Source organism: Dactylosporangium sp. NPDC048998 (assembly GCF_043197855.1).
Classification (GTDB): Bacteria; Actinomycetota; Actinomycetes; order Mycobacteriales; family Micromonosporaceae; genus Dactylosporangium.
This window is the reverse complement of sequence record NZ_JBICTV010000001.1, coordinates 574,096-599,887: the sequence shown is the minus strand read 5'-3', so window position 1 is coordinate 599,887 and position 25,792 is coordinate 574,096. Positions and strand designations below refer to the sequence as shown.

Here is a 25,792-nt window from a genome sequence, read left to right as displayed (position 1 = left end):
CGCTGCACGGGGAGAACCGTGGTGGCGACGCGGCCGACCAGCCCTGACCCGACGGGCCGGCCGCGCCGCGGCTGAAGGGACCGGCGATCAGGAGTGCAGGGCCGTCACGCCCGGCGGCGGGAGGCCGGCGGTCGACGCGAGCAGGGCGCACCAAGCGTGCACGTGGGCCTGCATGTCGTCGTCGGTCGGGGTCCACGAGGCGCGGATCTCGATGTCCGCGGCGGCCGGGGGGCCGGCCAGGTCGCCGAAGCGGGTGGACATGGTCTGTGTGACAGTGCCGCCGATCGCCGTGTACGCCGCGCTGTGGCCGTCCAGCGCGTCCACCAGCCAGCTCCAGCCCACGCCCGGCAGGAGCGGGTCGGTGGCCAGCTCCGCCTCGAGCTCGGCTGTCACGTACGTCACGAGTCGCATCGTGCCGTCCCACGCTTCGTGGCCGGCGGGGTCGTGCAGCAGGATCAGCCGGCCGGTGGCCACCTCGTCGCCGTGGCGCAGGACCGTGCCGCTGATCGCGTAGGCGTACGGTGCCAGCCGCTGCGGGGCCGGGACCTCCTCGATCGTGATCTCCGGCCGGGTGGTCACGGCGCGCAGCTCCTCCACCGCCCGGGTGAATGTGGGCGGAGTCGCGGTAGATGGCGCCATAACGGAAGACTAAGACCGAAACGAGCGCAGGGGGTGCCGCCGCGCCGCCGGTGCACACTGAGTGAAACGATGGGCTCGCTATGGACGACACGACGAAGCTCTTGCTGCGCGCCGCGCGCGGCGAGGCCCTGCCGCACGCGCCGGTCTGGTTCATGCGCCAGGCGGGCCGATCCCTGCCCGAATACCGCGAGCTACGCGCCGATATCGGCATGCTGGAGTCCTGCCGCCGGCCCGACCTCGTCTGCGAGATCACCCTCCAGCCGGTACGCCGGCACGGGGTGGACGCCGCGATCCTGTTCAGCGACATCGTGGTACCGCTGCAGGCCGCCGGCATCGACCTGGACATCGTCGCCGGCACGGGCCCCGTGGTGGCGACCCCGGTACGCACGATGGCCGACGTCGAGGAGATCCGCGAGCTGGACCCGGCCGCCGTGGGCTTCGTCGCCGAGGCGATCCGCCTGCTGCTGGCCGAGCTGGACCGCACGGCCCTGATCGGCTTCGCCGGCGCGCCGTTCACGCTGGCCAGCTACCTCGTGGAAGGCGGGCCGTCCCGCCACCACGCCAAGACCAAGGCCCTGATGTACGGCGCCCCCGACGTCTGGCACACCCTGTGCGCCGCGCTGGCGGACATCACCCGCACGTTCCTGCAGGTCCAGGTCGACGCGGGCGTCGATGCGATCCAGCTGTTCGACTCCTGGGCCGGCGCCCTGTCGGAGGCCGACTACCGCCGCTACGTCCTCCCCCACTCCCGAGCGGTCCTCGGCGGCATCGTCGGAAAAATCCCAAAAATCCATTTCGGCGTCGGTACCGCGGAGCTGCTGCCCGCCATGTCCGAGGCCGGCGCCGACGTGGTAGGCGTGGACTGGCGCACTCCCCTGGACGTGGCCGCCGGCCGTGTCCCCGGCAAGGCCCTGCAGGGCAACCTGGACCCGTGCGTCCTGCTGGCCCCGTGGGAGGTCGTCGAGCAGGAGGCCCGCCGCGTGCTGGCTGAAGGCACGAAGGCCCCGGGCCACATCTTCAACCTGGGCCACGGCGTGCTCCCGGAAACCGACCCGGACATCCTCACGCGCCTGGTCGACTTGATCCACTCAACCTGACCGCCACCCGACACTGTCACGTCCCGTCGCGCAACAGCGTCACCACCCACCACCGCAACACTGTCACGATCAGCGCGGCGTGACAGTGTCACACCGTCGGCAACCGCACCACTGCCACGGTCAGCGTGTGTGACCGTGTCGCCGTCGGCGGGCCGGACGGGCGTCAGCGTCAGCGTCAGCGATCGCGATGGACAGCGTCACCGCCTTTCGCCGCCGACCAACCGGTGGCAAGAGCAGGGGCGGTGACGCGGGTCCGGACATGGATCAGGGCCGACACCCGTTCGGGGGCCGGCCCTGATCCATCGGAACTCTGAGCGCTGTCGGCAAATCATCTAAAGAGCGACCGTCACGGTCTTCGGCGTCGGCGGCACCCGCCTGGACCTGGACCCGGACGCCGAGCCGTCAATCGGGCCGTTGGCATCCCGAGAAGCCAAGTCCGGGCGGCGCTGGCCGCGCCTGCGATCTGCGCCGGTCGGCCGGCGCGTTCGCCGTGATCACGGAGTGGAACTGTACAAGGAGCAGCACGTTCACTCCGTGATCATGGAGACCCCGCGCACCGCGGCCGCCGGCGGGCGCTCTCGCGGCGCTGGCTGCGTCAGATGCCGAGGATTCCCTGGGCCTCGTTGCAGGGCTTGTCCATCTCTTTGATTTTGTTCTGGGTGGTGGTCTTGTCGCCCGAGGCGGAGGCGTCCAGCGCCTCGAGCAGCAGCTTCAGGCACGTGCCGATGACGTCGCGCTGGCGCTTGGCCTCCGTGCTGTCGGCCTGGGTGCCGCGCAGGTCCTGCTGGGCCTTCGTGAGCTCGTCGGCCTTGGCCTTCAGGTCGTTGCGGGTCTGATCGAGGTCCTTGTTGGACGCGTCCAAGGATGCCTGGCGCTGCGCCGACTGGGTCTCGGACTTGGTGAGCTTGCTCGACTTGTCGACGTACAGGCCGACGAAGACGCCCGCGGCGATGACCGCCAGCGCGAGCAGGCCGGCCAGCAGCGGGACCGCCACGCCGCGCTTCTTCGTTGGCCCGACCGGCGGGTAGGCCATCGGCTGGCCGGGGAAGCCGGTGGTCGGCGGGGCCGAGACCGGGCCGTACGCGGCCGGCGGGCCGGACATCGGCGGGCCCGACATGGGCGGCGCGGACATGGGGGGCGCGGACATCGGCGACGCCTGCTGCTGCATCGGGGCCGTCGGCGGCGCGGAGACCGACGGGTCGAGGCTGTAGGAGGCCTCGCCGTAGGTCGGCAACTGCATGGTGCCCTGGTCGTGCACCGGCTGGGGCTGCGGCGGCACGGGCTGGCCGTACTGCGGCGCCGGCTGCTCCCCGTAAGCCGGAGCGGGCTGGCCGTACTGCGGCGCGGGCTGCTCGCCGTAAGCCGGGGCCGGCTGGCCGTACTGCGGCGCGGGCTGCTCGCCGTAAGCCGGGGCCGGCTGGCCGTACTGCGGCGCGGGCTGCTCCCCGTAAGCCGGGGCCGGCTGGCCGTATTGCGGGGCCGGGGCCTGGGGCGGCGGGTACGCGCCGGCCGGGGCGTTGGGGTCGGGGTAGCCGTACCCCTCGTTCGGGCCCCCCTGGGGGCTGCCGGGATATGTCATGATCTCTTCCTCCTGATGGTCCCGGCCGGGCAGCGCCCCGGCGGGAGTGGTACGGCCGGCGCTCCGGGTTGCGCCGGCTGTGAAGCATCCCGACCGGGGCCGGGACGGACGGTCTTGGGCGGCGAGGGGATCAGCAGACGCTCGGGATGGTGTCGCACACCACCGAGATCGGGATGGCGAGGCCGATGCCCTCGGCCTGCTGGGCCTTGAGCGTGGCGACGCCCACCACCTCCTTCTTGGCGTTGAACACGGGGCCGCCGGAGTTGCCGGGGTTGATGGCCGCGTCGAACTGCATGAGGGACTCGCCGCTGAGGGTGCGGAAGGCGCTCACAACGCCGGTGGTGACGGTGTCCTCGAGGCCGAGCGGGGAGCCGATGACGAGCACCGGATCGCCGACCTTCGGCACGGCGGAGGCGGGCGCGAGGCGGGTGAACTCCTCGTCGGTGTGCAGCACGGCCAGGTCCTTGTCGGGGTGGACCTCGACGATCTTGCCGGGGAAGCGCTGGTCGGTGCGCTCCAGGCTGACGTCCTTCTCGCCCTTCTGGTAGGCGTCCGCGACAACGTGGTAGTTGGTGATCAGGTCGGTGCCGCCGCCGGCCGGGGCCTTGCCGAGGGCGAAGCCGGTGCCGGTGGCGTACTTGGTGGCGACCCGGAACACGCTGGGGCGCACGCTCGCGGCGACCTCGGCGGCGTCGAGACTGCCGCCGGTCTTCTGCTCGAGCTTGTCGGCGCGGTCCTCGAGGGCCTTGAGCCGGGAGGCGTCGCCGGCCTGCGCGGCCTTGGCTGCGGCGTCGGCCCGGTCGACCCGCTTCTCCAGGTCGACGATGAAGGCGGCCTGGACGCCCACGACGATCAGCAGCAGGATCGCGAGCACCATCGCTGTCGCGCCGAGCGGGCTGCGGCGGGTGGCGACCGGCGCGGGCGGCACGCTGTGCGGCGGCACGGGTGGCCCGGCCGGCCCCGACACGGGCCAGGAGCCGGTCGGCTGCGGGGGGATCGAGCCGGTCAGCACGGGACCGCTGGGGATGGCGGCCGTGGGGATGGCGGCCGTGGGGATGGTGCCGGTGACCGGCGCGAACGAGCCGGTCGAGGTCATCCTGGGGGGAAGTGGGCCGAGTCGTTCCGGGTCGTCGCCGATGCCGGCCGCGTAGCGCGGGCGGTCGGGGTCGTACGAATCAGAACTGCCGGAAGCCACCGGGTTGGAGGGGTCATACCCGGCCGTCATGCTTCTCGTTTCCTTCCTGTCACGGATCCACCCGTTTCGACGGACATGTTCACCTCAGCGGGGGGTCGTCCGGCGATACCGCGGTCGGCCCTCACCCTAGACGGCCTGCACAAGGCTCGCGACCTTCGAGGCAACCACTCGACACAACCGGTCGCCCGCGAACCGTACCGGCAACCATCCCCCTCTGTCCGTCCCGTGCGGCGGTCCGAACGCACCCCCGAAGATCCCAAGAACGCCGACGCGCCGGACCGGCTGCACCGGGGGACCTATGGCGCAACGTACGGTTGTCGCGTGACCGACGAACCCCCCATGCGGCGTCGGGACGAGGAGCCAGACAGTCCGGGCAATCCGGACACACAGACCGAGCCCGTCCTGCTGACCGCCCCCCGAGACGGGACCCCGGAGCCAATCGTGGACCGGGCCGAGCTGGCGCGCGCCGTCGAACGGTTCGCCCAGGGCACCGGCCCGGTGGCCGTGGACGCCGAGCGCGCCTCCGGCTATCGGTACACCCACCGGGCGTACCTGGTGCAACTGCGCCGCGCCGGCGCCGGGACGGTGCTGATCGACCCGTTGCCGTTCGGCCAGTTGCCGGAGCTCGACGAGGTGATCTCCCCCACCGAGTGGATCCTGCACGCCGCGAGCCAGGACCTGCCGTGCCTGACCGAGCTCGGGCTGCGCCCCACCCGGCTGTTCGACACCGAGCTCGCGGCCCGGCTGTGCGGGTTCGAGCGGGTCGGGCTGGCGGCGCTGACGGAGTCGCTGCTGGGGTACACCCTGGAGAAGCACCATTCCGCGGCCGACTGGTCGACGCGGCCGCTGCCGCCGGCGTGGCTGACCTACGCGGCCCTGGACGTCGAGCTGCTGCTGCAGCTGCGCGACACGCTCGCCGCGGAGCTGGCCCGGCAGGGCAAGACCGACTGGGCGGCGCAGGAGTTCGCCGCGCTGGTCGCCTCCGCCGGCGACCCGCCGCGGGTGCGCGCCGACCCGTGGCGGCGCACTTCCGGCATCCACCGGGTGCGCGGCGCTCGCGCCCTGTCCCGCGTGCGGGCACTGTGGACGGCCCGGGACGAGATCGCGCAGCGCCGCGACGCGAGCCCCGGCCGGGTCCTCGCGGACGCCGCGATCATCGCCGCCGCCGAGGCCGACCCGAAGGACGAGCGGTCGCTGCTGGCCCTGGCCGGGTTCGGTGGGCGTTCGGTGCGCCGGCTCGCCCCGACGTGGCTGGGCGCACTGTCCGACGCCCGCGCACTGCCGGACAAGGAGCTGCCCACGACCCCGCCGTCGGAGGGGCCGCCCCCGCCGCACCGGTGGGCGGAGCGCGACCCGGTCGCCGCGGGGCGTCTGGCCCGGTGCCGGGAGCTGGTGACCGCGCTGGCGTCCGCGCACCAGCTGCCCCCGGAGAACCTGATAACCCCGGATTCGGTACGCCGCCTGGCCTGGTCGCCGCCCGAGGAGCTCACGGAGGATGCCGTCGCGGCGGTGCTCTCCGGCTACGGGGCGCGGCCGTGGCAGGTGGCACTGGTGACCCCCGGACTGACGCACGCACTGAAACCAGCACCGTGACGGCCGCCGATAAACACCATGAAAAGGGTGAACGCACTGAAACCAACACCATGATGTCGTGAAAGGGTTCACAGCACCGGGCGACCTACTGGCGAGTAACATTGCCGGTAATTCGTTGCTAGGAGGACTCCCGTGCCCCGTGCTGTCCGCGACGTCGTCTTCGTCGACGGCGTGCGCACCCCGTTCGGCAAGGCCGGTGGGATGTATGCCAACACCCGCGCTGATGACCTCGTCATCCGCTGCATCCGCGAGCTGCTGCGCCGCAACCCGCAGCTGCCGCCGGAGCGCGTCGACGAGGTCGCCATCGCCGCCACCACGCAGACCGGCGACCAGGGCCTGACCATCGGGCGCACCGCCGCCCTGCTGGCCGGGCTGCCCAAGACCGTGCCCGGCTACGCGATCGACCGCATGTGCGCGGGCGCGCTGACGGCGGTCACCACCGTGGCCGGCGGCATCGCGTTCGGCGCCTACGACGTGGCCATCGCCGGCGGCGTCGAGCACATGGGCCGCCATCCGATGGGCGAGGGCGTCGACCCCAACCCGCGCATCCTCGCCGAGAAGCTCGTCGACCCGTCCGCGCTGGTCATGGGCTCCACCGCGGAGAACCTGCACGACCGGCTGCCCGGCATCACCAAGGATCGGGCCGACCGGTTCGGCTACGCCTCGCAGGTGAGGACCGCCGCCGCGTACGCCGCCGGCAAGCTGCAGCCGGACCTGGTCAGCGTGGCGACCCGCGACCCGGAGGCGGGCTGGGGCCTGGCCACCGTCGACGAGGCGCCCCGCGAGACCAGCATGGAGAAGCTCGCCACGCTCAAGACGCCGTTCCGCCCGCACGGCCGGGTCACCGCGGGCAACGCGGCCGGCCTCAACGACGGCGCCACCGCCTCGATCATCGCCGCCGAGGAGGTGGCCCGCGAGCTGGGCCTGCCGATCGGCATGCGGCTGGTGTCCTACGGCTTCGTCGGCGTCGAGCCCGAGGTCATGGGCTTCGGCCCGGTGCCCTCCACCGAGAAGGCGCTGCGCCTGGCCGGGCTCACCATCGACGACATCGGCCTGTTCGAGCTCAACGAGGCCTTCGCCGTGCAGGTGCTGGCGTTCCTCGACCACTTCGGCATCGCCGACGACGACCCGCGGGTCAATCAGTGGGGCGGCGCGATCGCCGTCGGCCACCCGCTCGCCTCCTCGGGCGTGCGGCTCATGACGCAGCTGTCGCGACAGTTCGCCGAGCGGCCCGACGTGCGCTACGGCCTCACCGCCATGTGCGTCGGCATCGGCATGGGCGCATCGGTGATCTGGGAGAACCCGAACTGGGAGGGCGGCAAGTGACCGCAACACTGACAAACCCGAACGAGGTCGTGACCAAGGCGCTGCTGCGCTTCGTCACCCTGCCCGGCCGCGAGCGGGCCGCGCTCATCACGCTCGACAACGGCTTCGACCACACCAAGCCCAACTCGTTCGGCCCGGCCGGCCTGGCCAGCCTGGAGGCCGCGATCGACGAGGCGGTCGCCGCGGCGCCGAAGTTCATCGCGCTGACCGGCAAGCCGTACATCTTCTGTGTCGGCGCCGACATCACCGGCATGCCGCTGCTGACCCGGCGCGAGCAGGCCGTTGAGCTGGGCCGGTACGGTCACCGCGTCTTCCGCAAGCTCCGCGACTCGGCCGTGCCGACGTTCGCGTTCATCAACGGCGCGGCGATGGGCGGCGGCCTGGAGGTGGCGCTGCACTGCCACTACCGGACCGTGTCCTCCGGCGCCGCGGCGCTGGCCCTGCCCGAGGTCGCGATCGGCCTGGTGCCCGGCTGGGGCGGCACGCAGTTGCTGCCCAACCTCATCGGCATCGCCCCGGCCGCGCAGGTCATCCTGCAGAACCCGCTCACCCAGAAGCAGCTCAAGCCGGCCCAGGCGCACGAGCTCGGCATCGCCGACGCGATCTTCGAGCCCGCCGACTACCTGGAGCGCTCCCTGGCCTGGGCCGAGGGCGTGGTGAACGGCGAGATCACGGTCACCCGGCCGGAGATCGATCGGGACATGTGGGACGGCGTGCTGTACTTCGCCCGGCACCAGCTCGACGAGCGGCTGCACGGCGCGGTCGCCAGCGCCAACCGGGCGCTCGAGCTGCTGGCGCTGGCCAAGGACGCCACGTTCTCCGACGGCACCGCGGCCGAGGACGAGGCCCTCGCCGACCTCATCATGGGCGACCAGGCCCGGGCCAGCCTCTACGCGTTCGACCTGGTGCAGCGGCGCGCGAAGCGGCCCGCGGGCGCGCCGGACGCCGGCCTGGCCCGCGACGTCACCAAGGTCGGTATCGTCGGCGCCGGCCTCATGGCCTCCCAGCTGGCGCTGCTGTTCGTGCGCCGGCTCGAGGTACCGGTGGTGCTCACCGACCTCGACCAGGAGCGGGTCGACAAGGGCGTCGGCTACGTGCACGCCGAGATCGACAAGCTCGTGTCGAAGGGGCGCCTCGACGCCGGCAGGGCGGCGAAGTACCGGGGCCTCGTCGGCGGCTCGGTCGACAAGTCCGCGTTCGCCGACGCCGACCTCGTGCTCGAGGCCGTGTTCGAGGACCTCAAGGTCAAGAAGCAGGTGTGGGCCGAGGTCGAGGCGATCGTCCGCGACGACTGTGTGCTGGCCACCAACACCTCGTCGCTATCGGTCACCGAGCAGGCCGCCGACCTCGCCCACCCGGAGCGGGTCGTCGGGCTGCACTTCTTCAACCCGGTCGCGATGATGCCGCTGCTGGAGATCGTGCGGGCGGCGCAGACCGACGACGCGACCCTCGCCACCGCCTTCGCCGTCGGCAAGGCGCTGAAGAAGTCCTCGGTGCTGGTCAAGGACGCCCCGGCGTTCGTGGTCAACCGGCTGCTGACCCGCTTCCTCGGCGTCGTCACCGCCGCCGTTGACAACGGCACGCCGATCGGCGTCGCCGACGCCGCGCTCGACCCGCTCGGCCTGCCGATGCGCCCGATGGCGCTGCTGAGCATGGTCGGGCCGGCCGTCGCGCACCACGTGGCGGAGACCCTGCACCACGCGTTCCCGGACCGCTTCGGCGTCTCGGCCAACCTCGCCAGGGTCGTCGGCGCCGGCAAGCGCGGCTTCACCGACGCCGAGGGCAACCCCGACCCCGAGGTCGTCGCCCTGCTGGAGGTCGGCGACTCCCCGTCGACCACCGAGCAGCTGCGGGCCGAGGCGACCGAGGCCCTCGCCCGCGAGATCCGGCTCATGCTCGACGAGGGCGTCGTCGCCGACCCGCGCGACATCGACCTGTGCATGATCCTCGGCGCCGGGTGGCCGTTCCACCTCGGCGGCGTCACCCCGTACCTGGACCGGGAGGGCGTCTCGGAGCGGGTCACGGGAGCGCGGTTCCTGCCGGAAGGCGTCGCAAACGCCCCGAAAGAGTGACAAGTTCCTGAAATATCGGATCCCGGACCCCGCCCGCGCCTAGCGTTGGCGGGGTTCGCGGTCCCCCGGCCCGAGCGCACCAGTCAGCTCGTCCCGGGGGTGCACCATGCGCAAAACGATCATCGTCATCGCCGCCGTCGCCGCCGCACTGGTACCCCCGGTCAGCGCCCACGCCGCCACGAAGGCCACGGTCGTCTCGCCCGAGCGCCCGCTGAACGTGCGGGCCGGCGCGGCCGTGTGGAGCGCGTCGCTGCGCACCCTGCCTCACGGCTCCGCGGTCGACATCGACTGCCAGGTCAAGGGTCAGCGCATCGACGCGGGCCCGGTGCGCGTCACGGACCAGTGGGACCGGCTCACCGACGGCACCTACGTCAGCGACGCGTGGGTCCGGCGGGCACCCGGGGTACAGGTCCCGGCTTGTGCACAGGCGACGGCGCCGCCGGCCGCCCCCGCGACCCCGGCCACCGCGGGCGCCGTGGCGTCCGGGGCGATCCCGCTGAAGACCCGCAGCGGCCCGGCCCGCACCGCGCAGCTGCTCAGCTCGCTGGGCGACGGCACGCCGCTGTCGATCGTGTGCCAGGAGCGCGGCGAGTCGATCGCCGGCGCGGTGCGCTCCACCGACATGTGGGACCGGCTGGCCAGCGGCGTCTACGTGTCCGACGCCTACGTGCGCCGCGAGGCGACCCCGCCCGCCTGCACCGCCGCCGCCGCGCCCGTGCCCGCCGCGCCGGGGGCCGAGGCCGGCCGGTGGGTGAGCCCGCTGCCCGGGTTCACCGCGCGGCCCGGCTTCCGCACGCCGACCAACCCCAACCACGTCGGCGTCGACCTCATGAGCTTCGTCGGTACTCCGATCCACGCCGCCGCCGCGGGCACCGTCGTCGAGGTGGTCTGCAACATCGAGGCCGGGCACAGCTGCGACCAGCCCGGCGGCGCGTCGATCGGCGGCTGCGGCTGGTACGTGAAGCTGCAGCACGCTGGCGGGATCTCCACCCTGTACTGCCACATGGTCCGCCGCGGCGTCGTACGACCCGGCCAGAAGGTCGCCGCCGGGCAGGTCATCGGGTACGTCGGCAGCTCCGGCAACTCCTCCGCGCCGCACCTGCACTACGAGGTCCACGTGAACACCCCGCCGACGTCGCCGGGCAACGCGATCGACCCGCTGCCGTTCATGCGCGCCCACGGCGCCCCCATCGGGTAGACGCATAACCCCACTGGGGGTATATAGGGGGTATGCCGAAAATCAACGTGTACCTCCCCGACGAGCTGGCCGAGGCCGTCCGCGAGGCCGGCGTGCCCGTCTCCGCCGTCTGCCAGCGCGCCCTGGAGCAGGCCGTACGGCGGGTCACCGCGATCCGCGAGACCGTCCTCGGCGACCTCGACGACGCCGCCCTCGCCGCGCGGCTGCCGAACTTCACCGCCCGGGCGCGCACCGCGCTGCGCCTGGCCGCCGATCAGGCCGGCGCAACCGGCGACGCCGCGGTCGGCACCGGGCATGTGCTCGGCGGCCTGGTCGCCGAGGGCGGCAACTTGGCCCTGCACGTGCTGCGGGCGATCGAGATCGAGCCGGACCGGATCGTGCGCGAGCTCGCCGCCCGGCCGCTCGCCGAGGCCGGCGGCGACGACGCCGCGCGGCACTTCAGCGCCCCGGCCGCCGGCGCCCTCGAGCTGGCCGTCACCGAGGCGACCGCGCTCGGGCACAACTACGTCGGCTGCGAGCACCTGCTGCTCGGGCTCGTCGCCGAGCCCGACGGCGCGGGCGGCCAGCTGCTGCGCTCGCTCGGCGCCGAGCTGCGCCTGACCCGCCGGGCGGTCGCCGCCGCCCTGGCCGGATACGTACACCTGCGGGCCACCCAGGCCGGCCCGCCCGCCGCCGATCAGGTCATGGCGGCGCTGGCCGCGCTCACGGAACGCATCGAACGGCTGGAGCGGCTGGAGCGGCGGGACACGGCATGACGCGGCGCGTGCTGCTGCTGGCCACCAAGGACACCATCGCGCACCGGCACGGGTCGATCGCCACCGGCGCGGAGCTGCTCGCCACGATCCCCGCCGACCGGCTCGCCGCGGACGTCGCCGTCGAGGACGTCCTCGCCGAGCCCGGCTGGGACATGTCCCCGGGCACGATGCTCGCCCTCGCCCGCCGGGCCCGCGCCGCGATCGCCGAGGACGGCTTCGACGGTGTCGTCCTCACGCACGGCATCGACACCCTGGAGGAGACCGCGTACCTCGCCGACCTGCTCGCCGGGCCGGCCGCCGCGCGGGGCGCGATCGTGCTCACCGGCGCGACCCGGTCCCTCGACGAGCTGTCCAGCGACGGCCCACGCAACCTCGCCGCGGCGATCGCGGCCGCCGCCGACCCCGCGCTCGCCGGGGCCGGCGCGGTCGCCTGCCTCAACGACGAGCTGCACGCGGCCCGCTGGGTCACCCTCGCCGACGCCGCCGGCGTGGCCGCGTTCTCCTCCGCGCCGCACCCGCCGCTCGGCCGCGTGACCGGCGGCAAGGCCGGCGAGGGGGTCGAGCTGCTCGCCGCCCCGCCGCCGCGCCCGCCCGACCCGCACGGCGACCCGGAGACCGACATTGCGCTGATCAAGACGTACCCGGGCATCGACGGGGCGCTGCTCACCGCCGTGGTCGACGCCGGGGCGCGCGGCGTGGTGCTGGAGGGCACCGGCCTGTGCAACGTCCCGGCCTCGCTGCTGGCCGCCATCAGCGACCTCACCGAGTGGGACATCCCGGTGGTCGTCGCCTCCCGGTGCCGCACCCGCCCGGTCGCCCTCGACGCGCTGCCGCTCGGCACCGGCATGGCCGGCCAGGTCGGCGCGATCGGCGCCCGCGACCTCGCCCCCGCCAAGGCCCGCGCCGCCCTCATGGTCGCCCTGGGCGGGGGCGGCGTCGCGGCCGCCCGCGACTACTTCGACCGGCTCTGAACGAACTGGCGCTGAAAGAACCGGCGCAGCTCGGCGCCGTCGTCCGGGGCGGCGTGGCCGACGGCACGCCGGACGCTGAGCGTGGCGTCCGGCAGCACCCCGGCGAGCCGGCGCAGGGTCCGCCGCAGATACCGGGGGCTGCGGCCCCCGCCGAGCAGCAGCACCGGGACGGTCAGGCCCCGGTAGGCCTCGATGGTTCCCTCGCTCTCGGCGACGAGCCGTGCGTCGTAGCGCATGGTCGCGACCAGGTCCCGCAGCGACACGGCCCCCGGCGTGACCGGCGCCCGGCGGCGGTTCACGCGCCGCAACGGCCACAGCAGCAGCCGCAGGATCCGGTGCCGCCCCGACCGCGGGCCCGTTGCGGCGGGCGTCGCACCGGGCGTGGCGGCAGCCAAGGCGCGCGACACCAGCCGGCGCGGCACCAGCCGCAGCAGCGGGCCGCCGGTGCGGGTCCCGCGCATCACGGTGAGGGCCGCGGCGGCGACGTCGCCGGCGGCGAGCTCTTGCTCGTAGCGGGCGACCCAGCCCAGCGGCGTCGAGCCGTCGATCGACAGCGGCGGCTCGAACACCGCGACGGCACGCAGGCCCGGCAGGTGCCGGGCGGCGTCGAGGACGATCAGCCCGCCGGAGCTCATCCCGAACAGCAGCCCGGCGCCGGTGTGATCCATCAGCGCGGCGAGGTCGGCGCGCTCGGTCGCCGCCCCGTACCCGTCGCCGGGCGGCCCGCTCGCGCCCCGGCCGCGGCGGTCGGGCACGTAGACGGTGAAGTCGCCGGCCAGGTCCGCGGCGAGCCGGTCGAGGTGCGCCGCGGCCTGGCCGCCGCCGTGCACCAGGATCACGGCCGGGCCCGCGCCGCCGTAGCGGCGGTGCCCGATGACCGTCCCGTCCGCCGAGGTCACCACCCCGGCCGTCCATGCCGACATGTTGTCAACCATAGTTGACACGAACGGCGTCTGTCAACCAAGGTTGACGCGGCTCCGGCCGTACTCGGCGAGGGCACGGAAGGCGGCCTTGGCTCCCAGGTGCCTTGCGGCCGTCTTCCTGCCGCTGGTCCGCGGCCGCGGGGAGGCCGGCTAGGGACGGCGGGTCAGGGATCGCCGCCGGCGAGGGCGGGCAGGGCGCGCGCCGCGGACTGCACGGCGGCGACCGCGGCGTCCACCGCCTCGGCGTCGCCGGCCGCCCGGACCGTCAGGCGCACCTCGTGGGTCAGCGGCGCCTCCGGGACGCCGCTGACGACCGGCACCCAGCGGAACCGCTCCGCGTGCCGGCCGCCGAACTCCATGCCGGGCTTGAACGCCAGCGCCGCGTCCGACGGGGCGACCAGCACGCGGCCGTCCCAGTCCGGGCCGCCGGCCTCGTGGCGCAGGCGCAGCACCGCCGTCGCGGTGTCCGGCGGGCCCGACGGCGCCCGGTCCAGGCCCCACTCGGCGACCCGTTCGTCCGGCACGCCGGTGAGGTGCAGCTCCGGGTGGTACCGCCGCAGCAGCTCGGGCAGCGGGAGCCGCACGTCCGCGAAGTGCGCGGCCGGGACCATCGCCTCGAGCCGGGCCGTGTAGAGCGGCACCGAGCGGACGCCCGCGCGGTGCGGCGGCGGGCCGACGAGCAGCGCGTGGCGGCCCAGCTCGGCGGCGCGGTAATGCGGCTCCAGGTAGTCGACGGCGACCCGCGGCCCGCCGAAGCGCTCCCGCAGGCGGGCCTGCGCCGGCTCGACGAACAGGGCGTGGTGCGGCAGGCAGGCCAGCCGCGGCAGGCCGGCGTCGCGGGCGGGGCGGCGCATCAGCCGGTACTCCCCGACGACCCCGCGGGCCGCCCGCTCGAACTCGCGGCCGCGCTCGGTCAGCCGCAGCTGGCCCCGGTTGCCCTCGAACAGCGGCTCGCCGCACCAGCGCTCGATGCGCTGGATGGTCTTGCCCACCAGCTGCCGGGCATACGGCCGGTCGCGCAGGTGCCTGGGGCGGGTCGGCGACAGCGCCTCGGCCGCCTTCGTGTGCTGGCGGTGCTCGACAACGGCGAGGAACACGCGGCACTCCCACTCGTCGGGCGCCACCTCGTCGCTCACGGCCAAGCGCAGCGCCGAGCGGTTCATGGAGATGCCGACGCCGCCGATGGCCAGCAGCAGCGCCACGCTGACGCCGACGACGAGCCAACCGCGCAGGCGCATCCGCCGCCTCCATCACCCCGTAGCGCCGACCTGGAAACACCGGCAGCATCGGCGCCCGGCGGGTCAGGGCTGAGCCGGAGTGCCGGCGATCACACGCGTCAGGCCGCGGGCCGTACCGTCGCCGTGCCGCTCAGCACCGGGGTGACCGCGGCGGCGGGCAGCGACACGGTGACCTCCAGGCCGCCGCCGTCCAGCGCGACCGCGCTGACCCCGCCGCCGTGCGCCTCGCAGACCGCCCGCACGATCGACAGGCCGAGCCCGGTGCCGCGGGCCCCGGTGCGCTCCCGCCCGCCGCGGCGGAACGGCTCGAACAGCGCCGGCAGGTCGGCCGGCTCGACCTCGAAGCCGGTGTTGCCCACGACGAGCCAGGCGAGGGTCTCGTCGGTGCCGGTGCGCACCCAGATGCGCCCGGCGAGGTGGTTGTAGCGCACCGCGTTCTCGATGAGGTTGCCGGCCAGCCGTTCCAGCAGGCCCGGGTCGCCGACCACGTTGGCCGGGGTCAGTTCGGTGCTGACGCCGAGGTTGAGCCGCTGGATCTCCTTGCCCATCGCCGACAGCGCCACGGTGACCCCGGTGGCCAGGTCGGTGCTCACCTTGCGGCCGAGCCGCCGGCCGGCTTGCGCCTCGGTGCGGGCGAGCAGCAGCAGCGACTCCACGAGCGCGTTGGCGCGCATGGAGGCGTCGCGGACCACGGTCGCCATCCGCCGGTACTCCTCGACGTCGGCCTCGGGGTCGGCGAGGGTCACGTCGACCTCGGTGCGCATCACCGCGAGCGGGGTGCGCAGCTCGTGCGAGGCGTTGGCGACGAACCGCTTCTGCGTCTCGAACGTCGCGGTGATCCGGTCCAGCATCGCGTCGAAGGTCTTCGCCAGCTCCGACACCTCGTCGTCGGCGCCGTCGTAGTTGATCCGGGCGTCGAGCGACTCGCCGGACAGCCGCTGGGCGGTGCCGGTGACCTTCTGCAGCGGCCGCAGCGCCCGCCCGGCCACGACGTAGGCGCCGGCGACCCCGACCGCGCCGATGAGCAGCAGGGCCAGGCTGCCGCGGGTGAGCAGCTCCCACTCGGCGGAGTCGACGAGCTCGTTCTGCCAGGTGTGCGCGTCGACCTCGGCGCCGTTCTCCAGCACCACCCGGGTGCCGGGCTGCAGCTGGTCGGCGGGCTTGAGCGCGCCGTCGACGAGGATGTAGGCGAGCACGACCAGGACCAGCCCGGCCCCGATGAGCAGGATGCCGTTGAGCAGCGTGAGCCGCAGCCGCAGCGTGGGGCGGAACACGGCGGCTCGGCGCGCGTCGTAGATGGTCATCGGGCGGGCCTCATCGCGGTGGTCTGGTCCGGTACCCGGCGCCGACGACGGTCTCGATGAGCGCGGGCTCGCCGAGCTTCTTGCGCAGGGTCATCATCGTCACCCGCACGGTAGTGGTGAACGGGTCGGCGTTGGCGTCCCAGACCCGCTCGAGCAGCTCCTCGCTGGACACCACCGCGCCGCGGGCCTTGAGCAGCTCCTCCAGCAGGCCGAACTCCTTGCGGGTCAGGTCCAGCGGCTGCCCGCCGCGGGTGGCGACCCGCTTGGCCTGGTCGAGCACCAGGTCGCCGATGGTGAGCACCGGCGGGGCGGCCGGGGTGGCCCGCCGGCCCAGCGCCTGCACCCGGGCGACGAGCTCGTCGAAGGCGAACGGCTTCGGCAGGTAGTCGTCGGCGCCGATCTGCAGCCCCTCGACCCGGTCGGCGACGCTGCCGCTGGCGGTCAGCATCAGCACCCGGGTCAGCGCCCCCGAGGCGACCAGGTCGGCGCAGATCTCGTCGCCGTGCACGCCGGGCAGGTCCCGGTCGAGCACCACGACGTCGTAGCGGGTGATCATCGCCATCTCGTGCCCGCTCGTCCCGTCGTAGGCGACGTCGACGGCCATGCCCTGCCGCCGCAGCCCCCGGACGATCGCATCGGCGAGATTCGTCTCGTCCTCGATCACCAGCACGCGCACGCCCATCACCCCCTAAGCCCAGTCGCACCCCGAGCCCAAATCCGAGCCAGTCTGGTGCAGGGGACGTGAAGTCCCCGTGAAAGCGCCGTCGAGCCAATGTAGCTAGCCGGGCAACCGCCACAGGTGTACCGAGTCGCCGGCCGCCAGGCACGACAGCCGGTGTTGGCGCACGGCACAGCGCGCCGGGAGGGCCCCGACCCGGCCCATCGGCGTGATCGCGCCGGTGCCGAGGTCGATGCGGGCCAGCCGCGACCCGTCGCCCTCCGGGCGCTGGACCAGCGCCGCGGTGGCCCGCGTGGTGCCCAGGTCGTCGTCGTCCGTGCCGTCGCTCGCGGTGGGCACGACCGCCCAGCCCTCGAGGTCGGCGCGGTCGGCGCCGGTGCGCCAGTCCACCACCCGCACCCGGGTGAAGTCGTCGCGGTCGCGGGCCACCAGCACGCCCGGGCCGGCCGCGTCGAGCTGCACCGGCCGGCGCCACGCCTGCTCGCCGGTGGCCGGGTCGAGCACGGCCAGGTCGCGCCAGTTGGGCACGCACACCATCGGCCCGCACGCGACGACCACCGGGCCGTAGGCGATCTCCGCGATCGGCGCCTGGTCGGTGGAGGAGAACATCCGGTGCCAGCGGTAGCGCAGCGCGTCGCTGCCGTACGCGGTGATCAACGCCCCGTCCGCGCCCACGGCGACGATCACCAGCAGGGCGCCGACGATTCGCACGCTCGTCGGCGGGGTGTCGGCGAGCTCGGGCAGGTCGGCGGCGGCCGTCACCGCCCCGGTCGCGGCGGAGCGCACCTCGGCCCGGCCGCCCGGGTACCAGACCGCGAACCAGCCGCCGCCGGGCACGTCCGGCGCGACGAGCCGGGCGCCGCCCGGCAGGTCGAACGCCCAGCGGATGGCGCCGGTCTCGGCGTCGAGGCCGGCGAGGTGGACCGGGTTGGGCGTGGCGTTGCGGGGCGCCACGACCGGCGGGCAGACCGCGCCGCGGTCGTCGATCGTGAGCAGCCCGGGCGGGGCGCCGGGCGGCCCGGCGACGACGGCGATCGGCGCGCCGGCCCGCGACCACAGCTGCCGCCCGGTGGCCGGGTCGAGCCGCTCCAGGCTCCAGCCGACGGTCTCGGTGCACGGCCGGTGCCGCAGGTAGGCGCGGTCCGCGGCGAGGTACACCTGGCCGCTGCCCGTGGGCAGCGAGCGGCTCCAGCGCAGCCGCCCGGTGCCCCAGTCGTACGCGCTGATCGCCGGCTCGTCGCGCAGGGCGTAGACGGCGCCGCGGTCGGCGACGAACGCGGACGCGTGCTCGGCGAGCACGCCCACGTCCTCGATGCCCGCCTCGGGCCGGGACCCGGTGGCGAACAGCACCACCAGCGTCAACACCGCCACGATCGGCCACGTCCGGCGCCCGGCCGCGCCCGGCGCCGGCCACTCCAGCACGTCGCCGTCGATCGCACCGTGCGACTCACCCAGATCGATCAGTTCGCCACGCCCCCAGTCGTGCTCAGCGGCACGCATGCATTGTGCTAACCGGCCGCGGTCCCCGGCAGCCTCCAGACGGTCAGGTCTCCGAGCACGCCGCAGGCGACGACGCCGCCACCGGTGATACACGTAGGCTGCCCGCCCCAGGCGTCGCCCCGGCCGAAGACCGCGATCCGCCCGGACGCCGGGTCGAGCAGGCCGACCACGGTGGCCCGCTGCCCCTCCTCCCGCCGCCACACCACGACCCGCCCGCCCAGCGCCTGGATGGCGTGCCAGCCGTCGATGCGGTAGTGCGGTGCGCCGGTGCGCCCGTCGACGACCAGCAGCTCCGGCAGCGACACCAAGTCCTCGCCGAGGCCGCCGAGCACCAGGTCGTTCCCGGCGCCGCCGAAGGTCATGTGGTACGTCTCGACGCGCCACACCTGCTCGCCGGTGCCCGCGTCGTGGGCCGTCAGCCAGTGGCCGTCGTCGGTGCACCAGCGCCCCGGCGCGCAGCCGATCAGCCCCGCGTACGGCTGACTGTCCAGGTGCCACAGCCGCCGGCCGGTGGCCAGGTCGAACACGTCGTCGCCGGGCTCGTTCCCGCTGGAGACGGCGACCTGCCCGGCGCGCGCCCCGGGCGGCAACAGGCTGCCGGGCCCCTTGTCGCCGAGCTCGAAGGACCCGACGGCCCCGGAGGGCTCGATCCGGTAGGTACGGGCGACCGCCCCGGAGGCCGGGTCGTACACGCGCAGCGTGCCGTCCGGGTCGAGCACGCTGAGCGAGCTCAGGCCGTACGGGTCGCGGTGGTCGCGGCCGAAGGAGGCCTGGGAGCCGGGCGGCACGGTCAGCGTCCACACCACCGCGCCGGTGCGCGGGTCGACGGCGAATATCCGGTAGTCCGCCGGGAGCGGGTCCGGGCCGGCGCCCGGCGCCGGCTCCGGGTCTTTCCGCGACCGGTACCCGCTGACGTCCAGCAGCAGCAGCCGGCCGCCGGCCGTGCCGTCCACGACCGCCCCGCCGCGGCGCCACAGCTCGGCGCCGGTGCGCGCGTCGCGCACCACCACGGTGCTCAGCGCCGGGGCGTGGTCGCCGTACTCGCCGGTCAGTACCACCACGCCCGCGTCGGCGAAGGCGAGCTGCTGGCCGTCCTCCAGCTCGGTGCTCCACAGCGCGCCGCCGCCGGCCGTGTCGTGGGCGTCGAGCCGGTGCGGGCCCTCCCCGGTGTACCGAGTGACGAACAGCCGGCCCCCGCCCAGCACCGCGTTGTGGACCCCGGCCTCGATGTACAGCACCGGCCCGCCGGCCGGCCCCGCGTCCGCGGCCGGCAGCCCCGCGGCGAGCGCGGCGACGAGCAGCAGCGCGGCGAGGCGCGCCGCCGCACCCGAGCGGCGACGCGGCCCTCGTCCGCGGCGGGGCGTGTCCGGCGGCGCCCACGGCTCGGCGTGCCCGAGGTCGATGAGGACCGGCTCCGGGCCGGTCGCGGCTCCGGTCACGGCCACCTCCACACGGTCAGCGTGCCGCTGGCGACGCAGGCGATGACGCCCGCCCCGGCGTCGCACGTCGGCCCGACGGTCGCGGGGGCGCGGCCGAGCACGGCGACCCCGCCGGAGCGCGGATCGTAGACCCCGACGAGCCCGGTGCGGCGCCCGGGTTCCGGCCGCGTCACGACGGCCGGCCGGCCGGGGCCCCACGCGCCGTACCAGCCGACGAGGCGGTGCCGCACCACGCCGGTGCGGCCGTCGACCGCGAGCACCACCGGCTCGTGCGACGCCGCCGCGGACGTGCCGAGCCCGCCGAGGACGACGTTGTCGCCGCCGAGCCCGAAGACGCGGTTGTACTCCGGGATGCGCCACACCTGGCGTCCGGTGCCCGCGTCGTAGGCCCGCACACCGTCCCCGCCCACGCCGCACCAGCGCCCGGGCGCGCAGGCGAACAGCGGCGAGTAGAAGCCGACGTCGCGCTGCCACAGCAGCCGTCCGGTGCCCCGCTCGTAGGCGCCGACGGTGGCCTGCGCACCTGCCGTGGCGACGACGACCTGCGCGGCGTCGGTCGTGTAGCTGTACACGGGGCCGGACCGGTCCAGCCGCTCCCGGCGCACGACCGCGCCGGTGGCCAGGTCGTGCGTCTGCAACACGCCGTCCGGGCCGAGCTGGGTGAGCGACTCCGGCCGGGCTGGGTCGGCGGCGGCGCCTCCGCGCAGCTCGACCTGGGCCCCGACCGGCGCCGTCACCGTCCACGCCGCCGCGCCGGTGCGCTCGTCGACGGCGACCAGCCGCGTCTCCGCCTGCGGCTCGCCGCCCCCGGCCCGACCGGCCCCGCCGGTGACGTCCTCCAGGAGGATCCGCCGGCCGGCCGGGCCCCAGTCCTCCGCCGCGTCGCGCCGCCACAGCTCGGCGCCCGTGCGCGCGTCGCGCACCACGACCCGGCTGCGCGCGAAGGCCTGCGGGCCGTACCGGTTGGTCAACACCACCACCCCTTCGGTGGCGAACGAGAACGCCTGGTTGGGCTCCAGCGGGGCGTCCCAGAGCAGCCGGCCGCCGAACGTGCGCGCCTCCACCCGGTGCGCGCCGCCGTCCTCCGCCCGGGTCACGTACAACCGGCCGCCGGTCACGCTGACGTCGAACACCCGATCGGTGAGCGTGAACACCGGCCCGCCGGCCGGCCCGGCGTCCGCGGCCGGCAGCAGCGCGGCGAGCGCCGCGGCGGCCAGCAGCGCGGGCCCGCGCGCCCGCCGGCCCGCCGAACCCGACCGGGCCGGGCGGCGCGGCGGCGGCTCCGGCGCCCAGCGCTCGACGATGCCCAGGTCGATCACGGGCCCGGTCGCGGCGCCGGTCACGGCAGCGCCCAGACGTGCAGGACGCCGATGGCGAGGCAGGCCAGCCGCCCGGCGGTGGCGGCGCACACCGGCGTGCCGTAGAAGTTCGCGGCCCGGCCGATCACCTCGACGGTCCCGCCCCGCGGGTCGAGCCGGCCGATCACGGCGTCGGTGTTGCCGACCGGCCGCCAGACGAAGTAGTCGCGGGCGGCGCCCATCCGCATGACGTAGCCGCTCGCGAGGAGCCATCCCCGCTGGTGCCAGGCGACCGCGCCGGTGCGCGCGTCGAACGCCGCGACGTCGACGGGCCGGAACTCGCCGGCGACCTCCCGGTAGAGCAGCAGCCGGCCGGTCGCGGCGTCGAGCATCGAGGTGTAGCCGTCGGCGCGCCAGAGCCGGGCGCCGGTGGCCGCGTCGAGCACGTCGGTGCCGTCCTCGTAGAAGAGGCAGTAACGGTCGCCGAGGCAGGGGTACGGCCCGTTGTACGCCGGCGCCGGCCCCGGCCGGTGCCAGAGCAGCCGCCCGGAGGCGCGGTCGTAGACGTCGGCGCCGGTCCCGCCGGCCCGCCACACCACCTCCTGTCCGGGCGTGCCGGCCTGGTGCCCGGCGATCGCGCCCGACCAGTCCAGCCGGTACGTGCCCGTGACCGCCCCGGTGGCCAGGTCGCGCTCCCGCAGCACCCCCGCGGCGTCGAGCTCGCTCAGCCGCGTCACCCACGGGTAGTCGGAGAAGAACAGGCTCGGCACCGTCCCCGGCGGCGACTCGGCCCGCCAGGCCTCGGCGCCGGTCTCGGGCTCCAGCGCGACGTACCGCACGTGGTGCGGCAGCAACGGCAGCGCCACCGCCGGGTCATCGGGGTTGCCGTACGCCGGATCGAACCCCTCCGGCTCGTCCGGCCAGGCCAGGTCGTTGGCGAGCACCCGCCCGCCGGCCAGCCCCGCGATCCGGGCCCGTGGCCGCTCCCACAGCTGCGCGCCCGTGGCGGCGTCCAGCGCGACGAGCCGCCCGGCATACTCGCCGTCCTCGTCCGCCCGCTCGATCTGCACCAGCGCGATCCGCTCGGTGAGCGTGACGAACGCCTCGTCGTTCTCCGTGGTCCGCCGCCACAGCACCGTGCCGAGCCGCGCGTCGAGGGCCTCGATGACCGGCTGCCCGCCGCCGGCCTGATACCGCGAGACCAGGAACCGCCCGCCCGCGGCCTGGAACGACAGGACCTGGAAGTCGGTGCTGTAGAGCGGCTCGAGGTCTCGCGGCGCGGCGCCCGTGGTAAGCAGGCTCGCGGCCGCGGCCAGGACAAGCGCGCCCAAGCCCCACCGCCGCCGGCGCCACCGCCCGGCCGGCCGCGGCACCGGCTCCCAAGGCGTGCTGATGTCGAGCTCGATGATCGCTTCGGGCACGGGCCCCCTCTCCTCGCCAGAGAAGAGTCGCACGCGCGCTCAACGGTTTCTGCCCCGTCGGCGACCGCGGTGCGCGGGTTGTCACCGATCACGCAGTGATCATGGACAACACGAACGCGGACGCCCGGGTCGCCGCAACATGGCGACGGCCCGGGCGCAGACGATCAGCGGCGTGGAGCGCGGGCGCGGGCGGCCGGGGCGGCCGGCGCGGCGGCCGGCAGCGGGGCGGGCTCCTCGATCCGGCTCACCCACTCGGTGACCTGCCGGGCCACGTCCTGGGCGGTCAGGCCCAGGTCGGCCAGGATCTCGTTGCGCGCGCCGTGCGGGTGCCAGCCCTGCGGGACACCCAAGTCGCGCAGCGGCACCCACACGTCCGCGTCGCGCAGGGACTTGGCGATCGCGTCGCCCACGCCGCCGGTGCGCACGCCGTCCTCGAGCGTCACGACCAGGCGGTGCTCACGGGCCAGGCCGACCAGCTCGACCGGGACCGGGCGCACCCAGCGCGGGTCGACGACCGTCACGCCGTAGCCCTGCTCGGCCAGGCGCGCGGCCACGTCGACCGCCATGTGGGCGAACGCGCCGACGCTGACCAGCAGCACGTCCTTGCGGGCGTGCTCGGCGAGCACGTCGACGCCGCCGAAGCCGTCCACGCCGCCGACGCGGCGCAGGGCCGGCAGGTCGGCCGGGACCGAGCCGGTCGGGAAGCGCAGGATCGTCGGGCCGTCGTCGATGCCGACCGCCTCGCGCAGCTCCTCGCGGACCGTCTGCGCGTCTCGGGGGGCGGCCAGGCGCAGGCCGGGCACCACGCCGAAGACCGACATGTCCCAGATGCCGTAGTGCGACGGGCCGTCGGGGCCGGTGATGCCGGCCCGGTCGAGCACGAACGTGACCGGCAGCCTGTGCATGGCCACGTCGAGCAGGACCTGGTCGAAGGCGCGGTTGAGGAAGGTCGCGTAGACGGCCACGACCGGGTGCAGGCCGCCGATGGCCAGGCCGGCCGCGGAGGTGGCGGCGTGCTGCTCGGCGATGCCCACGTCGAAGGCGCGGTCCGGATACTTGCGCATGAGCTTGGCGATGCCGGTCGGCTCGGCCATCGCGGCGGTGATGCCGACGATGTCGGCGCGCTCGTCGGCGATCGCGACCAGCTCGTCGGCGAACACGCCGGTCCACTTGACCGACGCCGGCGCCAGCAGCTTGCCGGTCTCGATGTCGAAGGCGCTGCCCGGGCCGTGCAGGCAGTCGGCCTCGTCCTCCTCGGCGGGGCGGTAGCCGAAGCCCTTGCGGGTCACCGCGTGCACGATCACCGGGCCGCCGAAGTTCTTCGCCTTGCGCAGCGCCGACTCGACGGCCTCGCGGTCGTGGCCGTCGACCGGCCCGACGTACTTGATCCCGAGGTCCTCGAACATCGCCTGCGGCGCGACGGCGTCCTTGATGCCCTTCTTGACCGCGTGCAGCACCTCGTACAGCGGCGGCCCGACCAGCGGGGTGCGCCCCAGGTTGTCCTTGACCAGGTCGAGGACCTTCTCGTAGCCGGGGTTGAGCCGCAGGTTCGACAGGTGGTCGGCGAGGCCGCCGATGGTCGGCGAGTAGGAGCGGCCGTTGTCGTTGACGACGATGACCAGCGGGTTTCGGGCCGCGGCGATATTGTTCAGCGCCTCCCAGCACATGCCGCCGGTCAGCGCGCCGTCGCCGACGACGGCGACCACGTGCCGGGGCTCGCCGCGCAGCGCGAAGGCCTTGGACAGCCCGTCGGCGTAGGACAGCGCGGTGGAGGCGTGCGAGTTCTCGATGATGTCGTGCTCGCTCTCGGCCTGGCTCGGGTAGCCCGTGAGCCCGCCGCGGCGGCGCAGGAGGTCGAAGCCGTCCTGGCGGCCCGTGACGATCTTGTGCACGTACGCCTGGTGGCCCGTGTCGAAGAGAATCCGATCCTTCGGCGAGTCGAAGACGCGGTGCAGGGCGAGCGTCAGTTCGACCACACCAAGGTTAGGGCCCAAATGACCGCCGGTGCGCGAGACCTTCGCGATGAGGAAGTCGCGGATCTCCGCGGCGAGCACGTCGAGCTGCTCGGCGGTAAGTTTCCGAAGATCACCCGGGGCCCGGACCGTGCCAAGCAGGGACGCGGCCTCGTTCTCTTCTGTGCTCATGCCCGCCGAGTCTAGTGTGGTCGTGCCGTAGCGCACCTTGGCCGATCGAATCTTGACAGGTTCCACACATCCGCGTCACACCCGGGAGCCGGCGACTGCGCCGAGCTCGCCGAGCAGCACGTTCTCCAGCACGTGCTGCTGGGTCCAGGCAGGGCCGATGGACAGCGGGGTGAGCCCCCGCCGGGTGATCGCGTCGGCCTGGGCGAGAAACTCCGCCCAGGTCGACGGCGGCAACGGGCAAGCCGCACCCGCGCCGGCCTCGGGGCGTCAGGACGGCGGCGAGACCCACTCCGCCTGCGAGGCCGGGGTGATGCCGATCTCGGCGGCCAGGATCGCGGTGGACAGCGGCTCGATCCGGGCGCGCATGTCGGCGTAGGCGGTCACGACGAGCACGTCGGTGAGCGTCCGCATGCCGGCCGAGAGCAGGCCCGAGACCACGGCGCTGGCGATGACCGCGGTCGCCGACACGGCCACCGCGATCCGGGTGCCGTCCTGGAACACCGGGGCGTCGGCGGGGAGGGCCACCTCGATGACCTGGCCGATCACGTACGCGACGAAGCCGGCCGCGACCAGCAGGCCCACGATGGTCGCCACCCGGGCGATCGCGCCGCCGAAGTCGCGGTGGAACAGCTGGAAGCAGCGGCCGATCCCGGCGCCGCCCCGCTCGAACGTCACCGCGGCCGGCAGGACGAGGAAGACCGCAAACAGGTAGACGCCCGGCAGGAGGCAGGCGCAGAACCCGACGATCATGATCAGCGAGGCGAGCAGCTGCCAGCCCCACAGCGGCAGGCACCGGCGCGCCACCAGGCCCAGCGCGGCGCCGAGCCGGGGCGGCTGCCCGGCGGCGACCGAGACCGCGATGTGGTTGCCGGCGACCGTGACCGCGGCGCTGACCAGGGTGCCCGCCAGCAGCGCGCCGACGGCGACGGCGAACGCGCCGAACAGCGGGGAGAAGTCAGGCATCACCGCGGGATCCGCGGCGTTGGCGGTCCGCATGAAGTCGTCGATGGCCTTGACGCCGTACAGGCCCTCCGGGATCGCCACGGCCAGGCCGGCGATGAAGCCGACGAAGTGCAGCGCGAGCAGCTGCTGCCAGGCGCTGCGGAAGATCGCCAGGCCGCGCTGCCACCAGCCGGAGTAGTCGGGGCTGATCATCGGGTCGTAGCCGGCCTGCTGCCCGGCGACGGGCACCCCGTACCCGCCGGCCGGCGCGGCCTGGTAGACGACGTACGCCTGCGACGGGTCGTACTGCCCGCCCTGCTGCGCCGCCATCGGAACGGCCGGGCGCGGCCCCGACGGCGGCGCGAAGCTCGCGTCGCCGGACGGTGGGGCGAAGCCCGCCGGCGGCTGCGGCTCACCGGACGGCTGCGGCGCATCGGCCGGCTCGTCGGGTCCCGGTGTCGTCGGGGGCTGCGTCATGT

Annotated in this window: 21 protein-coding genes; 7 read left to right on the top strand and 14 right to left on the bottom strand. The window is 74.7% G+C overall.

The window, feature by feature from the left end; translation table 11 throughout:
* Positions 1-87: 87 nt before the first annotated feature.
* The gene (locus ACGFI8_RS02830) at positions 88-639 is read right to left on the bottom strand and encodes a DUF3000 domain-containing protein (protein WP_392798984.1); all 552 of its coding nucleotides are present in this window, start codon (positions 637-639) and stop codon (positions 88-90) included.
* Between the two features lie 80 nt (positions 640-719).
* Between ACGFI8_RS02830 and hemE the strand changes: the two genes are divergently transcribed.
* Entirely contained in the window at positions 720-1,736 is a 1,017-nt protein-coding gene (gene hemE, locus ACGFI8_RS02825; RefSeq protein WP_392798982.1) for a uroporphyrinogen decarboxylase, read from the top strand.
* Between the two features lie 595 nt (positions 1,737-2,331).
* Here hemE and ACGFI8_RS02820 read toward each other — a convergent pair.
* Together ACGFI8_RS02820 and ACGFI8_RS02815 are read right to left on the bottom strand one after the other, a co-directional pair.
* Positions 2,332-3,315 carry a hypothetical protein gene (locus ACGFI8_RS02820; RefSeq protein WP_392798980.1) on the bottom strand — a complete coding sequence of 328 codons (984 nt, stop codon included), beginning with the start codon at positions 3,313-3,315 and terminating at the stop codon, positions 2,332-2,334.
* A gap of 130 nt (positions 3,316-3,445) precedes the next feature.
* The gene (locus ACGFI8_RS02815; RefSeq protein ID WP_392798977.1) at positions 3,446-4,540 is read right to left on the bottom strand and encodes a S1C family serine protease; all 1,095 of its coding nucleotides are present in this window, start codon (positions 4,538-4,540) and stop codon (positions 3,446-3,448) included.
* 291 nt (positions 4,541-4,831) lie between these two features.
* Here ACGFI8_RS02815 and ACGFI8_RS02810 point away from each other — a divergent pair, with 291 nt between their 5' ends.
* The 6 genes from ACGFI8_RS02810 (at position 4,832) to ACGFI8_RS02785 (ending at position 12,425) form a co-directional block, all read left to right on the top strand.
* Entirely contained in the window at positions 4,832-6,103 is a 1,272-nt protein-coding gene (locus tag ACGFI8_RS02810; RefSeq protein WP_392798974.1) for an HRDC domain-containing protein, read from the top strand.
* 132 nt (positions 6,104-6,235) lie between these two features.
* Positions 6,236-7,429, top strand: coding sequence for a thiolase family protein (locus ACGFI8_RS02805; protein ID WP_392798971.1), 1,194 nt, complete (start codon positions 6,236-6,238; stop codon positions 7,427-7,429).
* Positions 7,426-9,501, top strand: coding sequence for a 3-hydroxyacyl-CoA dehydrogenase NAD-binding domain-containing protein (locus tag ACGFI8_RS02800; protein WP_392798968.1), 2,076 nt, complete (start codon positions 7,426-7,428; stop codon positions 9,499-9,501). The genes ACGFI8_RS02805 and ACGFI8_RS02800 overlap by 4 nt, the downstream gene beginning before the upstream one ends.
* A gap of 106 nt (positions 9,502-9,607) precedes the next feature.
* A complete protein-coding gene (locus ACGFI8_RS02795; RefSeq protein WP_392798965.1) occupies positions 9,608-10,699 on the top strand; it encodes a peptidoglycan DD-metalloendopeptidase family protein in 1,092 nt (363 codons plus the stop codon).
* A gap of 32 nt (positions 10,700-10,731) precedes the next feature.
* On the top strand, positions 10,732-11,454 hold the full coding sequence (locus tag ACGFI8_RS02790) for a Clp protease N-terminal domain-containing protein (RefSeq protein WP_392798962.1): 723 nt from the start codon (positions 10,732-10,734) through the stop codon (positions 11,452-11,454).
* Positions 11,451-12,425, top strand: coding sequence for an asparaginase domain-containing protein (locus tag ACGFI8_RS02785; RefSeq protein WP_392798959.1), 975 nt, complete (start codon positions 11,451-11,453; stop codon positions 12,423-12,425). Before ACGFI8_RS02790 ends, ACGFI8_RS02785 begins: the two co-directional genes overlap by 4 nt.
* On the opposite strand, the gene ACGFI8_RS02780 is transcribed toward ACGFI8_RS02785, so the two are convergent.
* The 11 genes from ACGFI8_RS02780 to ACGFI8_RS02730 form a co-directional block, all read right to left on the bottom strand.
* Entirely contained in the window at positions 12,407-13,348 is a 942-nt protein-coding gene (locus ACGFI8_RS02780) for an alpha/beta hydrolase (protein WP_392798956.1), read from the bottom strand. The genes ACGFI8_RS02785 and ACGFI8_RS02780 overlap by 19 nt on opposite strands.
* 164 nt (positions 13,349-13,512) lie before the next feature.
* Positions 13,513-14,586, bottom strand: coding sequence for a hypothetical protein (locus tag ACGFI8_RS02775; RefSeq protein WP_392798953.1), 1,074 nt, complete (start codon positions 14,584-14,586; stop codon positions 13,513-13,515).
* Between the two features lie 98 nt (positions 14,587-14,684).
* Entirely contained in the window at positions 14,685-15,890 is a 1,206-nt protein-coding gene (locus ACGFI8_RS02770) for a sensor histidine kinase (RefSeq protein ID WP_392798950.1), read from the bottom strand.
* 10 nt (positions 15,891-15,900) lie between these two features.
* Positions 15,901-16,566 (bottom strand): response regulator transcription factor, encoded by a 666-nt coding sequence (locus tag ACGFI8_RS02765; RefSeq protein ID WP_392798947.1) that lies wholly within the window; start codon positions 16,564-16,566, stop codon positions 15,901-15,903.
* A gap of 102 nt (positions 16,567-16,668) precedes the next feature.
* On the bottom strand, positions 16,669-18,069 hold the full coding sequence (locus tag ACGFI8_RS02760) for a PQQ-binding-like beta-propeller repeat protein (protein ID WP_392798944.1): 1,401 nt from the start codon (positions 18,067-18,069) through the stop codon (positions 16,669-16,671).
* 8 nt (positions 18,070-18,077) lie between these two features.
* Positions 18,078-19,514 carry a PQQ-binding-like beta-propeller repeat protein gene (locus ACGFI8_RS02755; RefSeq protein ID WP_392798942.1) on the bottom strand — a complete coding sequence of 479 codons (1,437 nt, stop codon included), beginning with the start codon at positions 19,512-19,514 and terminating at the stop codon, positions 18,078-18,080.
* Positions 19,505-20,851 (bottom strand): PQQ-binding-like beta-propeller repeat protein, encoded by a 1,347-nt coding sequence (locus ACGFI8_RS02750; RefSeq protein WP_392798939.1) that lies wholly within the window; start codon positions 20,849-20,851, stop codon positions 19,505-19,507. Before ACGFI8_RS02750 ends, ACGFI8_RS02755 begins: the two co-directional genes overlap by 10 nt.
* Entirely contained in the window at positions 20,848-22,227 is a 1,380-nt protein-coding gene (locus ACGFI8_RS02745; RefSeq protein WP_392798937.1) for a PQQ-binding-like beta-propeller repeat protein, read from the bottom strand. Before ACGFI8_RS02745 ends, ACGFI8_RS02750 begins: the two co-directional genes overlap by 4 nt.
* Positions 22,228-22,391: 164 nt before the next feature.
* Entirely contained in the window at positions 22,392-24,371 is a 1,980-nt protein-coding gene (dxs, locus tag ACGFI8_RS02740; protein ID WP_392798935.1) for a 1-deoxy-D-xylulose-5-phosphate synthase, read from the bottom strand.
* Between the two features lie 75 nt (positions 24,372-24,446).
* Positions 24,447-24,605 (bottom strand): hypothetical protein, encoded by a 159-nt coding sequence (locus tag ACGFI8_RS02735; protein WP_392798932.1) that lies wholly within the window; start codon positions 24,603-24,605, stop codon positions 24,447-24,449.
* A gap of 33 nt (positions 24,606-24,638) precedes the next feature.
* Positions 24,639-25,790: a hypothetical protein gene (locus ACGFI8_RS02730; RefSeq protein ID WP_392798929.1), complete on the bottom strand. Its 1,152-nt coding sequence runs from the start codon at positions 25,788-25,790 to the stop codon at positions 24,639-24,641.
* Positions 25,791-25,792 lie beyond the last annotated feature (2 nt).

Bases quoted from the DNA above. Each gene is read 5' to 3' on its own strand.
- ACGFI8_RS02770 (WP_392798950.1), bottom strand. From the start codon at position 15,890: ATGACCATCTACGACGCGCGCCGAGCCGCCGTGTTCCGCCCCACGCTG.
- ACGFI8_RS02820 (WP_392798980.1), bottom strand. From the start codon at position 3,315: ATGACATATCCCGGCAGCCCCCAGGGGGGCCCGAACGAGGGGTACGGC.
- ACGFI8_RS02785 (WP_392798959.1), top strand. From the start codon at position 11,451: ATGACGCGGCGCGTGCTGCTGCTGGCCACCAAGGACACCATCGCGCAC.
- ACGFI8_RS02830 (WP_392798984.1), bottom strand. From the start codon at position 639: ATGGCGCCATCTACCGCGACTCCGCCCACATTCACCCGGGCGGTGGAG.
- ACGFI8_RS02730 (WP_392798929.1), bottom strand. From the start codon at position 25,790: ATGACGCAGCCCCCGACGACACCGGGACCCGACGAGCCGGCCGATGCG.
- dxs (WP_392798935.1), bottom strand. From the start codon at position 24,371: ATGAGCACAGAAGAGAACGAGGCCGCGTCCCTGCTTGGCACGGTCCGG.
- hemE (WP_392798982.1), top strand. From the start codon at position 720: ATGGACGACACGACGAAGCTCTTGCTGCGCGCCGCGCGCGGCGAGGCC.
- ACGFI8_RS02795 (WP_392798965.1), top strand. From the start codon at position 9,608: ATGCGCAAAACGATCATCGTCATCGCCGCCGTCGCCGCCGCACTGGTA.
- ACGFI8_RS02760 (WP_392798944.1), bottom strand. From the start codon at position 18,069: ATGCGTGCCGCTGAGCACGACTGGGGGCGTGGCGAACTGATCGATCTG.
- ACGFI8_RS02775 (WP_392798953.1), bottom strand. From the start codon at position 14,586: ATGCGCCTGCGCGGTTGGCTCGTCGTCGGCGTCAGCGTGGCGCTGCTG.
- ACGFI8_RS02780 (WP_392798956.1), bottom strand. From the start codon at position 13,348: ATGTCGGCATGGACGGCCGGGGTGGTGACCTCGGCGGACGGGACGGTC.
- ACGFI8_RS02790 (WP_392798962.1), top strand. From the start codon at position 10,732: ATGCCGAAAATCAACGTGTACCTCCCCGACGAGCTGGCCGAGGCCGTC.
- ACGFI8_RS02815 (WP_392798977.1), bottom strand. From the start codon at position 4,540: ATGACGGCCGGGTATGACCCCTCCAACCCGGTGGCTTCCGGCAGTTCT.